General features: G+C 47.5%; 16 protein-coding genes. All 16 read left to right on the forward strand.

Translation table 11 applies throughout. The features are described from left to right. Nucleotides 1–47 precede the first annotated feature (47 nt). Nucleotides 48–1508, forward strand: a complete 1461-nt coding sequence (locus tag QYB97_RS06165; protein WP_301165103.1) for a spore germination protein — start codon at nt 48–50, stop codon at nt 1506–1508. Nucleotides 1509–1517: 9 nt separating this feature from the next. Next, nucleotides 1518–2690, forward strand: a complete 1173-nt coding sequence (locus QYB97_RS06170) for a Ger(x)C family spore germination protein (protein WP_301165304.1) — start codon at nt 1518–1520, stop codon at nt 2688–2690. 2 nt (nt 2691–2692) lie between these two features. Then, the gene (locus QYB97_RS06175; RefSeq protein WP_301165104.1) at nt 2693–3829 is read left to right on the forward strand and encodes a GerAB/ArcD/ProY family transporter; all 1137 of its coding nucleotides are present in this window, start codon (nt 2693–2695) and stop codon (nt 3827–3829) included. After that, nucleotides 3819–3950, forward strand: coding sequence for a hypothetical protein (locus QYB97_RS06180; protein ID WP_301165105.1), 132 nt, complete (start codon nt 3819–3821; stop codon nt 3948–3950). The genes QYB97_RS06175 and QYB97_RS06180 overlap by 11 nt, the downstream gene beginning before the upstream one ends. A gap of 109 nt (nt 3951–4059) precedes the next feature. Beyond that, nucleotides 4060–4536, forward strand: coding sequence for a VOC family protein (locus tag QYB97_RS06185; protein WP_301165106.1), 477 nt, complete (start codon nt 4060–4062; stop codon nt 4534–4536). After that, nucleotides 4533–5234, forward strand: a complete 702-nt coding sequence (locus QYB97_RS06190; protein WP_301165107.1) for an MBL fold metallo-hydrolase — start codon at nt 4533–4535, stop codon at nt 5232–5234. The genes QYB97_RS06185 and QYB97_RS06190 overlap by 4 nt, the downstream gene beginning before the upstream one ends. An 18-nt stretch (nt 5235–5252) precedes the next feature. Continuing rightward, on the forward strand, nt 5253–5603 hold the full coding sequence (locus QYB97_RS06195; protein ID WP_301165108.1) for a DUF4260 domain-containing protein: 351 nt from the start codon (nt 5253–5255) through the stop codon (nt 5601–5603). Between the two features lie 21 nt (nt 5604–5624). Continuing rightward, entirely contained in the window at nt 5625–6311 is a 687-nt protein-coding gene (locus tag QYB97_RS06200) for a VOC family protein (RefSeq protein ID WP_301165109.1), read from the forward strand. A gap of 93 nt (nt 6312–6404) precedes the next feature. Continuing rightward, nucleotides 6405–7244, forward strand: a complete 840-nt coding sequence (locus tag QYB97_RS06205) for a CPBP family intramembrane glutamic endopeptidase (RefSeq protein ID WP_301165110.1) — start codon at nt 6405–6407, stop codon at nt 7242–7244. A gap of 303 nt (nt 7245–7547) precedes the next feature. Continuing rightward, the gene (locus tag QYB97_RS06210; protein WP_301165111.1) at nt 7548–8357 is read left to right on the forward strand and encodes an AraC family transcriptional regulator; all 810 of its coding nucleotides are present in this window, start codon (nt 7548–7550) and stop codon (nt 8355–8357) included. Nucleotides 8358–8449: 92 nt separating this feature from the next. Next, the gene (locus QYB97_RS06215) at nt 8450–9643 is read left to right on the forward strand and encodes a Gfo/Idh/MocA family protein (RefSeq protein WP_301165112.1); all 1194 of its coding nucleotides are present in this window, start codon (nt 8450–8452) and stop codon (nt 9641–9643) included. Further along, complete coding sequence (locus QYB97_RS06220) at nt 9615–10787, forward strand: dihydrodipicolinate synthase family protein (protein WP_301165113.1); 1173 nt, start codon at nt 9615–9617, stop codon at nt 10785–10787. The genes QYB97_RS06215 and QYB97_RS06220 overlap by 29 nt, the downstream gene beginning before the upstream one ends. Next, on the forward strand, nt 10784–11605 hold the full coding sequence (locus QYB97_RS06225) for a sugar phosphate isomerase/epimerase family protein (protein ID WP_301165114.1): 822 nt from the start codon (nt 10784–10786) through the stop codon (nt 11603–11605). Before QYB97_RS06220 ends, QYB97_RS06225 begins: the two co-directional genes overlap by 4 nt. 124 nt (nt 11606–11729) lie before the next feature. Continuing rightward, nucleotides 11730–12578 (forward strand): sugar phosphate isomerase/epimerase family protein, encoded by an 849-nt coding sequence (locus QYB97_RS06230; protein ID WP_301165115.1) that lies wholly within the window; start codon nt 11730–11732, stop codon nt 12576–12578. A 15-nt stretch (nt 12579–12593) separates the two neighbouring features. Next, nucleotides 12594–13652, forward strand: a complete 1059-nt coding sequence (locus tag QYB97_RS06235; protein ID WP_301165116.1) for a Gfo/Idh/MocA family protein — start codon at nt 12594–12596, stop codon at nt 13650–13652. A gap of 230 nt (nt 13653–13882) precedes the next feature. Then, complete coding sequence (locus tag QYB97_RS06240; RefSeq protein ID WP_301165117.1) at nt 13883–15043, forward strand: Gfo/Idh/MocA family protein; 1161 nt, start codon at nt 13883–13885, stop codon at nt 15041–15043. Nucleotide 15044: the final 1 nt, after the last annotated feature.

The following is a 15044-nucleotide window of genomic DNA, read 5'->3' on the forward strand; positions in this document are numbered from 1 at the left end:
TGAAAAGAAAATACTATACTGATCGTTCCGGGATTGGAGGTGTTTTTATGAAAAATCAGGGTTCCCCGCCATTTAATCAAGAAGATTTCTTCACCGCACTTTCGGCAAGGCTGGGTCATCCGCCTGATTTGATTAAACACACCTTTCTTCTTGGAGAAAAGCTGTGGGCTACCTGTATTTTTTTACATACATTGATCGATGTGAAGCGTATAGAAACCTTTGTGTTCGAACATCTGATGACAGAGCAGAAAGCAGAAAAATCGAGGCAGCATGGGATGTCTTATTTTCAGAAGGAAATCCCGATGTCTGATATCACCTTTGAACAAAGCTATAAAGATTGTGCGGATTATCTTCTGTTGGGCAATTGTTTATTATTTATCAATGGTGAAGCGGGTTTTCTGGTGATTGAGGCAGAGGATATTCCGGAAAGAAGCATTGCTGAACCACAGACAGAACCTTCCGTTCGTGGTCCCAAGGACGGGTTTACGGAAAATGTAATGACGAATCTATCCCTGGTTCGAAGCCGTCTCCGGACGCAAGAATTCCGGGTGGTTAAATCCTATATAGGAAGTAAAAGTAAGACAAAGCTTCTTTTATGCTACTTAAATGATACGGCCAACATGAAGGTGGTGAAAGAGCTTCAAGATAAGCTTGAGAAGATTAAGATTGACAGCCTTCTGGACAGTGCCTACATAGAAGAATTGATCACAGACAAGCCGTTTAATCCCTTTCCTGTTTTTCTGAATACGGAACGGCCGGATGTTGCCGTATCCCATTTAACAGAGGGAAGAGTTGTATTGCTTACAGAAGGCACACCGGTGTGTATCATCGCACCCGTCACTTTTTTTCAGTTTTTCAATGCGGTTGAGGATTATTACCAAAAGGCTGTTATTTCATCGCTGATGCGCATGCTTCGTATACTCGCATTCATGCTGGCGGTGTTCATTCCCTCTCTCTATATTGCGATTACTACGTATCATCAGGCGATTCTTCCGACAAACTTGCTGATCAGCTTGTCTGCACAAAGAGAAGGTGTGCCTTTTCCAGCATTTGTGGAAGCGATGTTAATGATGATTGTTTTTGAAATTATACGTGAGGCGGGAATCAGGATGCCCCGCGTGGCCGGGCAGGCAATATCCATTGTGGGGGCCCTTGTTTTGGGACAGGCCGCTGTGGAAGCCGGGCTGGTCTCACCGGCTATGGTCATTGTGGTTTCGCTGACCGCGATTTCTAACTTTGTTTCCCCATCGTACAGCTTTAGCAGTGTCCAGCGCTTATTGCAATACGGATATATGTGCCTGGGGGCGTTCATGGGTTTGTTCGGGATTTTGTGCGGAGTGCTTTATACGTTGCTTTATCTTGTTTCTCTGGAGTCATTTGGCACCCCCTATTTTGCGCCGGTAACGCCCCTGTCCTTTAAGGATTTGAAAGATACCGTTATCCGGGTGCCATGGCCATGGCTGAAAAAGCTTCCCAGCATGAATCATCTGCAGAGGAAAAGGAGGTAACGGTTGAAGATGAGACATACCAAGCTCTTGCTCATTTTGATGCTGTCATTTTCTTTGCTGACAGGCTGCTGGGATAAAGTTGAAATCAACCAATTGGCCATTGTGACAATGGTGGGAATGGATTATGACCATGCTTCCAACCGTTATACCGCATTTTATCAGGTGATTAATCCTAAAGGGCTGGCGAGTAATAAAGGGGGAACGGCTGCACCACTCTATACCTATCACATTAAAAGAAAAGATATTGCTTCTACCCATCTGGAGGCCTTTGATATCCTCCCAAGAGTTTTGTTTCCGGATCATATTCAAGGGATCATGGTTTCCCAAAGGCTGGCTGAAAAAGGGCTGAAGGATTTTATTAACTTTATTGAACGGCAGCCCAATCGCAGGTCCAATATTCCAGTGCTGGTCACTTCTGATTCTTTAGAGCAGGCCATGAAAACCTATACTCCCCTTGAAAGTATTCCGGGAGTAGATCTTCGTTCGCTGATTAAGATGCAGTCAAAGCAATCGGGAAAAGTGTCGGAAAAGAATCAGGTATTGGACCTGTCGGAAAGCATGGAGACGGGAAGCCTCGTTTTCCTGCCAATGATCCGTCTTATACCGGGTGGAAATCTCCGTGGTAATATGGAAGGCCTTAACGACATTGATGCGAATCAAGGGAATTTCCGGCTGGACGGCACCGTCCTCATGAAGTACGGAAAAATGGTGGGTATGCTTAATGGAAAAGACTCGGCTTTGCTTCACTTTGCAAAAGGTCAAAGCACAGAATTTTTTAAAGCGGTTCACTATGATGAGAATAAAAAAGTCGTCCTGAAAAGTATGATCAAGCCAAGGATTCATAAAGAATTAGTTATGGAAGAAAACAAACCGGTTATGAAGCTGAGAGTGAATGCAGCTCTTCAAATCTATGACAGCAATGCCAATGTGGTTCTTACCCAAAGCACATTAAAAAAAATGCAAAAAGCCTTTGATCGTGAAGTCCAGCAAAACCTCGATGAGCTCGTGGACAAAAGTAAAAGAAAAGGCTGGGACCTGTTTGATATTCAGGGACAATTGAAGATGAAAAGAGAAGACAACTGGAAAAAAGGCGGATACTGGAGAAAAGTCCAGGTCCGCACAGAAGTGAATTCTGCCATTCGTAATGTAGGTAATCTTACAAATCCGTATAAAGGTGGATAACGATGGAGCAAGCAATACTTTCAAGGTGGCAATTTTTTTTATTAACCTTCAATGTGACCTTTGGCACGGCCTTTTTTATCCGTCCCGGGGGACTGATCGCCATAGGCAAACAAGATGCATGGGTGCTGCCATTAATCGGAGGGGTGGCGGGGCTTTTGATGGCGCTCCTCTGGTTAGGGCTTGCTTCTCTTTATCCCCAAAAGAACATCATTGAAATTTGCAGGGAGTCAGCCGGAAAAGCAGGGATATTCTTTGCCTTGCTATATATCTGGTACTTTATCGAAATCGCAAGCTGGGTAACGCGCAATCTGGGGGATTTTATGCAGGTTGTACTGATGCCAAAAACACCGAAATCAGTGTTTCACATGATGTTCCTGTTGGTCGCTGCGTATGCAGTTATAAAGGGGATCAATGCTATCTCAAGGTTGAGCGAATTTCTGAGTCCCATCATGTACAGTGTGTTCCTGTTCGTCGGCGTTGTTCTTATTCGTGATTGGGATACGGACAAAGTAAAACCCATTCTGGATACGGAGATTTGGCAATCATTTTGGAACTCAAATTCCATCATCGGTTTTCCTTTTGTGGAGCCAATCTTGCTGTTAATGTTATTTTCCTATGCGCCGAACAAAGGGGGCAAAAGGATATTCTTGTTAGGAATAGGATTGACTGCACTCGCATTAAGCCTTGTGGTATTCATTACGGTTGGCACCATCGGTATTACCCGTGCTTCACATCTTATCTATCCTATTTTCACCATGATCCAAGAAGTCCAGTTGGCCTCGTTTATTGAACATATGGAAGCGACCATCATTATCATCTGGCTGTTTTCCATTTTTATTAAGCTTGCGATCGCCTTGTATTGTGCAACTATAGCCATCTGCCACCTTTCCGGCATCCCAAACCGAACGGGCATTGTCATCCCTCTCAGCATTCTCGTAGCGGGCCTGGCCCTGACCATACATACGAATGTCATTGAAACGATGGATTGGGATAAGAACTACTCGTTTTGGTATCACATTGTATTTGGTATCTATATCCCGGCTTTTCTTCTTCTGATCACATTTGTAAAAAGACGCTTTAAAAAGAATAATGGACTCCCTCATGGTAAGTTAGGCGGTGGCATAAGAAATGAAAAATAAAAAAGGAACAGAAGTCATTCTCTTTTTATACGCACTGGGAATCTCGGTATGGCTGAGCATTTTCCTCGGGAAACCGCTGAACCCCCATCACCTGATCGAATGGATGTTTAAACAGTTTTAACGCGACTGTAATAATGACTTTTTTAATGACAGCAGGCACTTTGTTTTATGACATAACTTTCATAAAATCTTAGTGTAAGGCCCGATGCTATTAAAACAGGAGGTCTGCCATGATCCATGGATTATTTGAAACACACATAAATGTTTCCAATGCGGAGGTTTCTGCAGAGTTTTATGAAAAGGTACTGGGTCTGCAGCGGTTATTTCATGACCCTGAAAGGAGAGCTTACTTTTATTGGGTAGGCAAACCTGGGGAAGCAATGCTTGGCATTCGTGAAAACTACCCTTCAGCAAATGTTCAACGACAGCATTTTGCTTTTCGAACGGAGGTAGATGAATTGAAACAAGCCGCAGCCTGGCTGGAGCAGCGGGGAATAGAATCCCGAAACTTTTTCGGCGGGGATTCATGTACCTTATATGTTTTCTCTTTTATGCCGGCGGTGTCCATTTATTTCAAGGATCCTGACGGGCATTCCCTGGAACTGCTTGCGATGCTCCCCGAGAAGCCCAAACCCGAGCTCGGCATCATCACTTGGGAAGAGTGGGAACGATTGAAGAAAGGATACCTAAAAGGAGAGATAAAATGAAGGTCACAAAAGAAAAAACCATTCACCAAATTACATTCTTTCCAGCTCTGTTTCCGGTAAATTGCTTTTTAGTGGAGGAAGAAGACAGCTTAACGCTGGTGGATACCGCATTGGCCAGCAGTGCTGAAGACATTATTCGTGTCATTAAAGAACTAGGGAAACCATTACACAATATCTTGTTAACACATGCCCATGGAGATCACGTTGGCTCACTGGACGCTTTGAAAGCAGAGTTCCCCGGCGTGTCTGTTGCGATTTCAAAACGGGATGCCCGTCTTTTAGCCGGAGACCGAACAATGGATGCGGGGGAACCGTCCTCACCAATCCGCGGAAGTCTGCCAAAGGGATTGAAAACAAAAGCCGATGTTCTATTGAATGATGGTGACAGGATTGGTTCCTTGTCAGCCATTTCCGTTCCGGGCCATACTCCAGGTTCCATGGCATTCTTGGATCAGCGGAACCATATTCTAATTGCAGGAGATGCCTTTCAAATCAGAGGAGGGCTGGCTGTATCCGGGCAGCTTCGCTGGTCATTTCCGTTTCCGGCGATGGCAACATGGAACAAAGCAGCCGCTCTTGATAGTGCCCGGAAGCTAAGGCAGTATCAGCCGTCTGTTTTGGCTGCGGGACATGGGAGCTTTTTGAAGAATCCTGCTGCAGCAATGGATCAAGCGATAGGCGCTGCAAAGAAAATTTAATAAAGAGGTGCTATTGATTTGAAGAAGACCTTACAGGCAGAATCTCTCCTGTTTTTAATTCTTACATTGCTGCTATATTTTTATCATTTTCATTTTAGTATCGTGTGGTTTTTCGTTTTACTCTTTGTTCCTGATTTTTCTATGCTGGGCTATTCCGTAAATCCGAGAATGGGTTCTATTACTTATAACTTTTTTCACACCTATCTGCTTCCATTGCTGCTTGGTATCGTTGGCATGATCGTAAAGATGGATGCGTTCATCATGATTGGACTGATATGGGCCGCTCACATCGCCATGGACCGGACATTAGGATATGGATTAAAGTCTGAGCATTCATTTAAAGAAACACATTTGCAATTATTGAAATAACAAAGCTGGAGAGAAAAGAAAGTGAAAATCCTTAAAGTATCATTACAAACGAAATCACTGGAAAAGGTTAAACATTTTTACTGCGATTTATTGAGGTTTCCTTTGATATCGGAAACAAAAGAGAGCGTGATCTTAAAAGCTGGAGAATCCCATCTTGCTTTTGAAAGAGTGGAAACAGAAACAGGGGAAGAACCGTATTATCACTTTGCCTTTATGATTCCATCCGATACATTCCGTGAAGCGAAAGCTTGGCTGAGAGAAAAAGGGGTTCAGTTGTTTTCTCGGGAAAACCAGGATGAATTCTCTTTTACGGACTGGAATGCGACAGCTTGTTACTTTTATGATTCAAACGGGAATTTGGTGGAGTTTATTGCTCACCATTCTCTTGATAACCCATCTGATTCTGAATTTGATCAATGTGACATTCTGCGTATTTGCGAGGTCGGTATGCCCGTTAAACAACCGTTTATCGAGTCGCGAAAAATATGTGAACCGTTTAACGTGGATACATGGAAAGGGGCCGGAGAGGGCTTCCTTCCCATTGGGAATACCCATGGGTTAATGATTTTGGTAGATCATGAAAGAAAGTGGTTCCCTGATAACCGGATGCCAGGGAGATTTCCTTTAAAAGTTTCCATACAAGGGACCGAAAATGCAGAATTAACCATTGAAGATATGTATGTTGTCACATCCGTTACTCCACGCTGACAAAGTTACTATTTTCATGACCGCGCCCACTGATTTTATATGACTTTTATTGATTATTATAAAGTTAATAAAACCTATGGAGGAACGAATGAAATGACCAAAACTTATATACGGATAGTGATTAAAACTTTGGCGAGTATAGCTTTCCTTTTTGCATTCATCATGCTGTTTACTATCCTGTTGCAAAATGCAGAACAAATCAACGGAGAAATTTATGCCACTCCCCTTGCTTTAACATTAAGTGCACTGCTGATGTACAGGCTGTTTGAAAAAAACAGCTCATGGGATTTCAGGCTAAAAGATCCTTTATGGTCCCGTAACCTGTTAATGGGAAGCCTGGTGGCGGCCTTGTTCGTAGGAATCAGTGTACTGCTTATGGTGATCGCCGGAAACATCGAAATTCAAAAGAACAATGTAAGTGGTCAAATTCTGCTCTCACAAATTGCCTTATTCTCGCTCGTTGCTGTCGGGGAGGAACTATTCTTTCGCGGGTATCTGTACGGACTTTATGAGAAAGCCTATTCGCCAAAATTTGCTGTGATCATGAGTTCCATCCTCTTTGCCGCCATTCATTTGATTAATCCGGATGCTTTCTCAAGACCGCCTGTGTTCATTGCGCTTGAAATGATTAACATCTTTATGATTGCGTTGTTGTTTGGAATCTCGCGTTATTCTTCGAACAGCTTATGGTTTCCCATCTTTCTGCACCTGTTCATTAATGTCATTCAAACGACCATCTTAGGGTTTGTGAACGGCGGGAAGCAAATGCCGTCCCTGCTGTCACTGGAGAATACAAAGAATACGCTCATTAACGGTTCGGGCTATGGCTTTGAATCCAGCCTGGCCGCTACGATTGTCCTCTTGGCCATTTTAATGATTTTTATCGTTTTTGGTCTGAGAAGAAAAGACGAACCAACGTTAGAGCTCTCTTGAATATATTGTCAGTTGGGGATGTGCCTTTGTAGCTTTTGAAAGCATTAGCTTCGCACCTGCATAGTCTCACCTGTCACGCGCGTCCCACTGGAGTCTCGCACCCATCACTCCAGGTAACTAATCAATGAAGATTATGACCAATACTGCCAAATGATAAAGGAACTGCCAGAAGTCAATTTTTATTTTTCTGGACAGTTCCTTTTTCTTTTTCTAAGAAACAATAAATGAAAACTCTTTTACTCCTTAAGGAAAACTGCTAACGTGTAAGCAAGCCGATCACCAGGCGAAAAAGGAGGATGTTTATTGGACCTGCAGACGCAAAACCGCTCTCCTCTCATTTCCCTTTATGAAAGCAAGCACAATGAAAAAGACGTTGTCCAGCTTCATCACCACCAAAACCATCAGATTCTCTACATTCTGGATGGAGAAGGGATCTGCATGCTTGGTGGGGTGGAGCATGAGCTCAAAAAGGACTGTTTTATGATCATTCCGCCCGGGGTGGAGCATTCCATCCATTCCCATTCAAAAACGAGTGTGCTTGTTCTCGATTTTGATGCAGGCAGTCTTGGGGAGGACATTCAGCAGGAGGTCATCCCTCATGTTTTTCGAAACGCGTGTGTTCTTCAGCTGAATACGTTCGACAGCAGTGATGTCCGGCAGCTTCTGCGGAAAAAGCTGTATGAACAATCCCACCGTGAGCTTTTTTGGCAAATGACACTCAAAAACTCGTTGAGCGAGATGCTTATCATCATTTCGCGCTCCTACACCCAGGAAGCGGCCGACCTTAATTCGCTGAGAGTGGAGCAGTTGAAACGGTACATCGAAACCCGGTACTTTGACATCCGGAGCGCGGAGGATTTGGCGAACCGGCTCGGCATCAGCAAACGTTATCTTCAACAAATCTTCAAGGAACACTACAGCATGACTCCTCTTCAATATTTAACCGAAGTCCGCATTGGGCGGGTTAAAAAAGAGCTGCTTGAAACAGAAAAGGATATTGTATCGATCTGTTTTGAGATGGGCTTTGAATCGTTATCTACGTTTTACCGGCTGTTTAAAAAAATGGTTGGTGTCTCTCCAAATGTTTACCGAACAACCTACAAATCAAAATGAGTTCCGAAATTGAGAATCATCTTCGCTATCTAGTAAGACAGGAAAAGCCTCCGCCTTTAAACTGACGTTAAATCAGTGAGGAGGAAAGAGCCATGACGACCCATAATGCAGGTGTAATTTTAAACGGAGTAACAGGAAGAATGGGAACACGGCAGCACTTGATCCGTTCCATTCTGGCTATTCGGGAACAAGGCGGTATACAGCTTAACAACGGTGATGTGGTCATGCCGGATCCAATATTGGTCGGACGGAATGAAAAAAAGCTGGAAGCATTAGCCGAAGCTCATTCGCTCAGCAGGTGGACAACCAATCTGTCAGAAGCGCTTCAAGACGAGTACAATGTGATTTATTTTGATTCCCAAACGACCGACCGACGGCAGGAGTCGATTAAACAGGCGATTGCTGCCGGAAAGCACATCTATTGTGAAAAGCCGACAGCCACCTCGATGGAAGGTTCTCTGCAGCTGGCGAAACAGGCAGAGGAGGCTGGTGTCAAAAACGGTGTCGTGCAGGACAAATTATTCCTTCCAGGCATCATGAAGCTCAAACGCCTGCTGGATGTTGGCTTTTTTGGAGAAATCCTTTCGGTGCGCATGGAATTTGGCTATTGGGTGTTTGAGGGGGACTGGCAAGAATGCCAGCGGCCGTCGTGGAACTATAAGAAGGAGCTTGGCGGAGGGATTATTGTGGATATGTTTCCGCACTGGCGCTATGTGCTCGATGACCTGTTTGGCGGGGTAAAGGCTGTGTCAGCGGTGGCTTCGACCCACATCAGCACCCGGGTGGATGAAGAGGGGAATACATACCAGGCCACAGCTGATGATGCGGCATACGCCACCTTTGAACTGGAAAATGGTGTGATTGCGAGCGTCAATTCTTCCTGGGCGGTACGGGTCAAGCGGGATGACCTTCTCACCATTCAAGTGGACGGAACGGAAGGAAGTGCTGTGGCCGGTCTTCGTCAGTGCAAAACACAGCACCGGATCAACACGCCAAAACCGGTATGGAATCCGGATTTGGAGAATACGATCGATTTTCAAAGCCAGTGGAGCGAGGTTCCAGATAACCAGATTTTTGACAACGCTTTCAAGGTGCAGTGGGAGATGTTTTTCAAGCATGTCTTCCAGGATGATCCCTTTCCATGGGATTTGCTTGAGGGAGCAAAAGGAACACAACTGGCCGATCTCGGGCTGCAGTCGGCCAAAGAACGCCGCTGGCTTGATGTGCCGGAATTGACCACAGCAGGGAGGGTGAAGGATGAGCACTATTTATCTTCCCGCACCTGATGGTACAGTGTTTCCCTATCAGCTTGAAAACAAGGAACCACTGCCAAAGCCTGGGGCCAACGCGTTTCATTCAAGAACGGCATATGCCGCCGCACATGTGGTGGCCAATCCGTTCTCACAGGGCAAAGGGGATGTCATCGACTGGGAGAGTACATTAAATTACCGCCGCCATTTATGGTCGCTCGGCTTGTCGGTGGCAGAAGCAATGGACACCGCGCAGCGCGGCATGGGATTGCGATGGGAGGACGCAAAGGAACTCATTTCCCGCTCTGTAAAAGAGGCCAAAGCGGTTGGCGGAGGGATTGCCTGCGGCGCCGGGACCGATCATCTTCGAGATAATGAACATTATTCACTACAAGCCATTTGTGAAGCCTATGAGGAACAGGCAACACATATTGAGCAGGCCGGGAGTAAGGTGATCCTCATGGCAAGCCGCGCGCTTGCTGCCTCTGCCCGCTCACCGGAAGACTATGACGATGTGTACGGTAGAATTTTGAACCAGACCGAACAGCCGGTCATCCTCCACTGGCTTGGTGACATGTTTGATCCGATGCTTGCCGGCTACTGGGGATCAGACGACCTGGATGAAGCGATGGAAAATTGTCTGGCCATCATACGAAAATATGAAAACAAAATCGACGGGATCAAGATTTCATTGCTGGATGACCAAAAGGAAATCAAAATGCGCCGGCTGCTGCCGGCTGGCGTGAAAATGTACACAGGTGACGATTTCAATTATCCGTCACTGATTGAAGGAGACGAAGCGGGCTACAGCCATGCACTGCTGGGCATTTTTGACGGGATCGCGTCTGTCGCCTCTTCCGCTCTTGGCGATCTGGACAGCGGAAACCTGGCGGACTACCGCAAGAAGATGGATGCCACCGTACCCCTTTCCCGTCATATTTTCCAGACGCCGACCTACTGCTACAAAACGGGCATCGTGTTTCTGGCGTATCTCAATGGACATCAGCCTCACTTCCGGATGGTAGAGGGTGCGGAGAGCGCGCGTTCCATCCTGCACCTATCGCAATTGTTTCAGCTCGCTGACCAGGCGAATGTGCTGTCTGATCCGGAGCTTTCCATTGAGCGGATGAAGCCTGTACTGCAGCTTGCAGGCATTCATCAGATGGAGGCGGTCAAATGAGCGGTTCTGTGGATGTAAAAAGACTGAGCCTGAACCAGATCACCACTGAAAACTGGTCGCTGGCCGAGGCGATTGAAGGATGCCTCCGGCAAGATATTGAAACGATTTCGATATGGCGGCACAAAATCGCTGATATCGGGCTGAAGGAGAGCAGCCGGCTGATCCGGGAATCCGGCCTGAAGGTGTCCAGTGTATGCCGGGGCGGAATGTTTCCTGCCCTGTCCGCTTCAGAACGCAGCGAACGGATTGAAGATAACAAGCGGGCAATAGAAGAGGCAGCAGAGCTTGGGACAGAGGTGCTTGTGCTGGTCTGCGGGCCCTCACCTCATAAAGATCTTGCCGAAAGCCGCAAGTGGGTACAGGAGGGAATCGAGGCCATCCTGCCGTTTGCACAGCAGCATGGAGTAAAGCTTGGCATTGAACCTCTCCATCCGATGTTTGCGGCCGACCGGTCGGTGATTACCACCCTGGCTGAAGCGAACGACCTGAAAAGCAGAATCGGGTCAGATCAGGTTGGCGTGATTGTGGATGTGTTTCATGTATGGTGGGACCCCTATCTTTATGAAGAAATCAACCGTGCCAACGGCAATATTCTTGGGTTTCATGTTTCCGACTGGAAGGTGCCGATTATCGACCTGTTCATGGGGCGTTCCTTGATGGGAGAAGGAGTCATTGATATCCCGCGCATCCGGAATGCGGTGGAGCAGAACGGCTATCACGGGCCGATTGAGGTGGAGATCATGAACAAAGAATTGTGGGAGATGCCTGGCGATGATAATCTCGCCTTGATTAAAAAAGCTTTTGCTCAGCATGTATAACTCTTCAACAAATTATAGCAATATCTGTCATCAATCCCGAAAAATGAGGCAACGTGAACAAAGCAGGCAGATTGCCGGCCTTTTACCATAAAGGGAAGGAGTAGTGCATACAGGGAGGGATTTCATGAAATTGGCGTTTACCACGCTTGGATGTCCGGGCTGGAGCCTGGGGACGATGATTTCACATGCTCGTCAGTACGGTTATGAAGGAATTGACTTTCGCGGGTATCAGGGAGAAATGGAAATTTACCGGTTGCCTGAGTTTTCGACAACGCTGGAAGAAACAAAGGAAAGGTTCATGGAAGCGGAACTTGAGATTCCCTGCTTTTCCAGCTCGGTCCGCTTATTTACCGAATCAAAGGAAGAACAGAAGAAATACCTCGAAGAGCTGAAGCAGTATGCCGATTTATGTGAGTACTTCGAAACCCCCTTTATCCGGGTGTTCGGCGGTTCGATTGGGGACCATGGCAGAGGGGAAGCGGTGGACATTGCCGCTGAGAATACTGCGGAGTATTTAAAAGTGATTGAAGGGCGGCCTGTCACTCTGCTATTGGAAACACACGATGACTGGACCAGCTGCCAGGTTGCCCAGGAGCTGCTCAGCAGGGTGGATTCTTCTCAACTGGAGGTTTTGTGGGACGTTCACCATCCGTACCGGACGCTTGGAGAGGAACCGGAGCAGACATGGAATGTGCTCGGGAAGCACATCCGATACACCCACTGGAAGGATTCCTATGTTAAAGAAGATCACAAGAGAGGCTATCAGCTGTGTCTGCTTGGAGATGGAGATCTTCCGCTTTACCGGATGTACCGCCTGCTGAAGGATGAAGGCTATCAAGGGTACTTTACGCTGGAATGGGAGAAGGTCTGGTGCCCTGAGATTGAAGAGCCGGAAATAGCGTTTAAGCAATATGCTCATTTTATGAAAAAGTTGGAACAGCAGGTCTCCTCTGGTCCGACCATGAAATTCTGACACCGGGAGGAAGCTATGATCAATTTTGCGATTGCAGGGTGCGGAAGGGTGGCAGCCGTTCATGCGGAGGCGATCCAACAGGCGCAAGGAGCCCGGCTTCTTGCGGTTTGTGATACGAACGAAGAACGCCTTTATCCCTTTGCACAAAAATATGGAGCGGAATCTGCCATTACTGATTTCTCCGCCATGATCAATGATCCCGCGATTGATGTGGTTAATATATGCACACCAAACGCCCTCCACGCGGAAATGGCGATCCAGGCGATGGAAAAGGGCAAGCACGTCATGATCGAAAAACCGATGGCATTATCCGTTCATGATGCAGACCGGATCATGGAGACAGCTGAAAAATACCAGGTTAAAGCAACCGTCGTCCACCAAAACCGGTTCAATGAAGCGGTCCAGACGACAAAAAAAGCACTGGAGCAAGGCAAGTTCGGAAAAATGGCATACGGAACAGCGAATATCCGCTGGCGCCGGGGCCAGGAGTATTATGACCAGGACTCCTGGCGCGGAACGACAGCCATGAAGGACGGCGTGTTGATGAATCAGTGCATCCATACGATCGACCTGCTGATTTGGCTGATGGGACCGGTCAAAAGCGTAATGGGCAAAACGGCAACCCGGACAGTGGATATTGAAATGGAGGATGTGGGCACGGCACTTCTGGAGTTCCAGGACGGATCCATAGGCATGGTAGAAGGAACAGGAGCTATTTACCCCGCAGACCTCGGAGCCAGCCTGAATCTTTTCGGAGAAACCGGCACCGTATGCATTGGCGGTAACGCCGCAAACCAAATTGAAAAGTGGCGGTTCTCCACCTCATTTGCTGAGGAGGAATACAAGATGGTCTCCAGCCAAAAAAACCTGCCCGACTCAGTTTACGGCGAAGGCCACAAGACCATCATCGCCGACTTCATCCGGGCCATCCAGACAAATACCGAACCCTACGTCTCACTACAAGACGGCCGAGCCGCCATCCAAGTCATCCTGGCGATCTACCAATCTTCCAAAACAGGAAAAGCCATCGAACTAGGAGCACCGCAGGACACTAACTCACTTCTATCAGGCTGACAAAGGATTGATTTTAACAAAGTCTTGCTTAGACAGGGAGCTTCATTGCTAGGTTGATTGGAGTGAAAGGGCGAGACTCCTTAGGGATTAGCGGGACAGGTGAGACTGTGAGGCGCTTGCGCCGGTCAGGCTCACCGCCCGCCCCTAGGAAAGCGAGCCCCTGGAACGCAAATCAACTACTCTCATAGAGGCTACGAAGCCAAAACAAAAAACCACAAGGAGGCATTCACATGGAACACGTAAGACTTGGAGTCATCGGAGCAGGAAACATGGGAGGAGCACACGCGCGCTATCTCCTGAACGGAGAAATCAACGGAGCTGTCCTTACCGCCGTCCTCGACTCAAGCGTAGAACGAGCAGAGGCACTAAAAAAAGAAATCGACAGCAGCGTCCAGGTATTCACCGACGAAGACTCATTCTTCGAGTCGGGTCTTATCGATGCTGTGCTCATCGCAGCACCGCACTATTATCATTCGCCGCTCGCCATCAAAGCATTTGGCCATGGCCTGCATGTGCTCTGCGAAAAGCCGGCAGGCGTGTACACCAAGCAGGTTCGCGAAATGAACGAAGCCGCTGAGAGAAGCGGAAAAATATTTTCCATGATGTACAACCAGCGCACCAACCCGCTGTACCAGAAGCTCCGCAACCTCATTCATACCGGTGAGCTTGGGGAAATCCGCCGGGTGAACTGGCTGATCACCAACTGGTACCGGTCGCAAAGCTATTACGATTCAGGCGGCTGGAGAGCCACATGGGAAGGTGAAGGCGGCGGTGTACTGATCAACCAGTGTCCGCACCAGCTCGATCTGTGGCAATGGATGACAGGCATGATGCCCAAGCGCATGCGCGCGTTTTGCTATTTTGGCAAGCACAGGGAGATTGAGGTGGAGGACGATGTCACTGCCTTTGCGGAGTATGACAATGGCGCGACGGCGGTTTTTATTACGACAACCGGGGAAGCACCGGGAACGAACCGGCTGGAGATTGCCGGCAGCCGGGGAAAGGTGGTCGTTGAGGACGGGAAGCTGGATTTCTGGAGGCTGCGAGTATCGGAGCCAGAGTTTAACCGTGAATACAAAGGCGGCTTTGGAGCACCGGAATGCTGGAAGGTCGAGGTGCCGATCGAAGGCAAGGAAACGGCGCACCGCGGCATCACCCAGAATTTTGTGGATGCCATCCTGAAGGGAACGCCGCTCATTGCACCGGGGATCGAGGGCATCAAGGGGCTTGAGCTGTCCAATGCCATGCATCTTTCCACGTGGCTGGATGACTGGGTGGAGTTTCCGGTGGACGAGGAGCTCTATCTGAAGCATCTGCAAGAAAAAGCGGCACAATCCAACGTGAAAAAAGATAAAAACAGCGTTGTGCTGGATGTTGGCGGAACGTACTGAT

This window comes from Fictibacillus fluitans, assembly GCF_030418125.1.
Taxonomy (GTDB): Bacteria; Bacillota; Bacilli; order Bacillales; family Fictibacillaceae; genus Fictibacillus_C; species Fictibacillus_C fluitans.

What these genes read in the sequence shown, in the direction of transcription:
- QYB97_RS06220 (WP_301165113.1), top strand. Translation starts at nt 9,615, where the DNA reads ATGAGCACTATTTATCTTCCCGCACCTGATGGTACAGTGTTTCCCTAT.
- QYB97_RS06185 (WP_301165106.1), top strand. Translation starts at nt 4,060, where the DNA reads ATGATCCATGGATTATTTGAAACACACATAAATGTTTCCAATGCGGAG.
- QYB97_RS06180 (WP_301165105.1), top strand. Translation starts at nt 3,819, where the DNA reads ATGAAAAATAAAAAAGGAACAGAAGTCATTCTCTTTTTATACGCACTG.
- QYB97_RS06190 (WP_301165107.1), top strand. Translation starts at nt 4,533, where the DNA reads ATGAAGGTCACAAAAGAAAAAACCATTCACCAAATTACATTCTTTCCA.
- QYB97_RS06205 (WP_301165110.1), top strand. Translation starts at nt 6,405, where the DNA reads ATGACCAAAACTTATATACGGATAGTGATTAAAACTTTGGCGAGTATA.
- QYB97_RS06240 (WP_301165117.1), top strand. Translation starts at nt 13,883, where the DNA reads ATGGAACACGTAAGACTTGGAGTCATCGGAGCAGGAAACATGGGAGGA.
- QYB97_RS06215 (WP_301165112.1), top strand. Translation starts at nt 8,450, where the DNA reads ATGACGACCCATAATGCAGGTGTAATTTTAAACGGAGTAACAGGAAGA.
- QYB97_RS06175 (WP_301165104.1), top strand. Translation starts at nt 2,693, where the DNA reads ATGGAGCAAGCAATACTTTCAAGGTGGCAATTTTTTTTATTAACCTTC.
- QYB97_RS06230 (WP_301165115.1), top strand. Translation starts at nt 11,730, where the DNA reads ATGAAATTGGCGTTTACCACGCTTGGATGTCCGGGCTGGAGCCTGGGG.
- QYB97_RS06165 (WP_301165103.1), top strand. Translation starts at nt 48, where the DNA reads ATGAAAAATCAGGGTTCCCCGCCATTTAATCAAGAAGATTTCTTCACC.
- QYB97_RS06170 (WP_301165304.1), top strand. Translation starts at nt 1,518, where the DNA reads ATGAGACATACCAAGCTCTTGCTCATTTTGATGCTGTCATTTTCTTTG.
- QYB97_RS06235 (WP_301165116.1), top strand. Translation starts at nt 12,594, where the DNA reads ATGATCAATTTTGCGATTGCAGGGTGCGGAAGGGTGGCAGCCGTTCAT.
- QYB97_RS06225 (WP_301165114.1), top strand. Translation starts at nt 10,784, where the DNA reads ATGAGCGGTTCTGTGGATGTAAAAAGACTGAGCCTGAACCAGATCACC.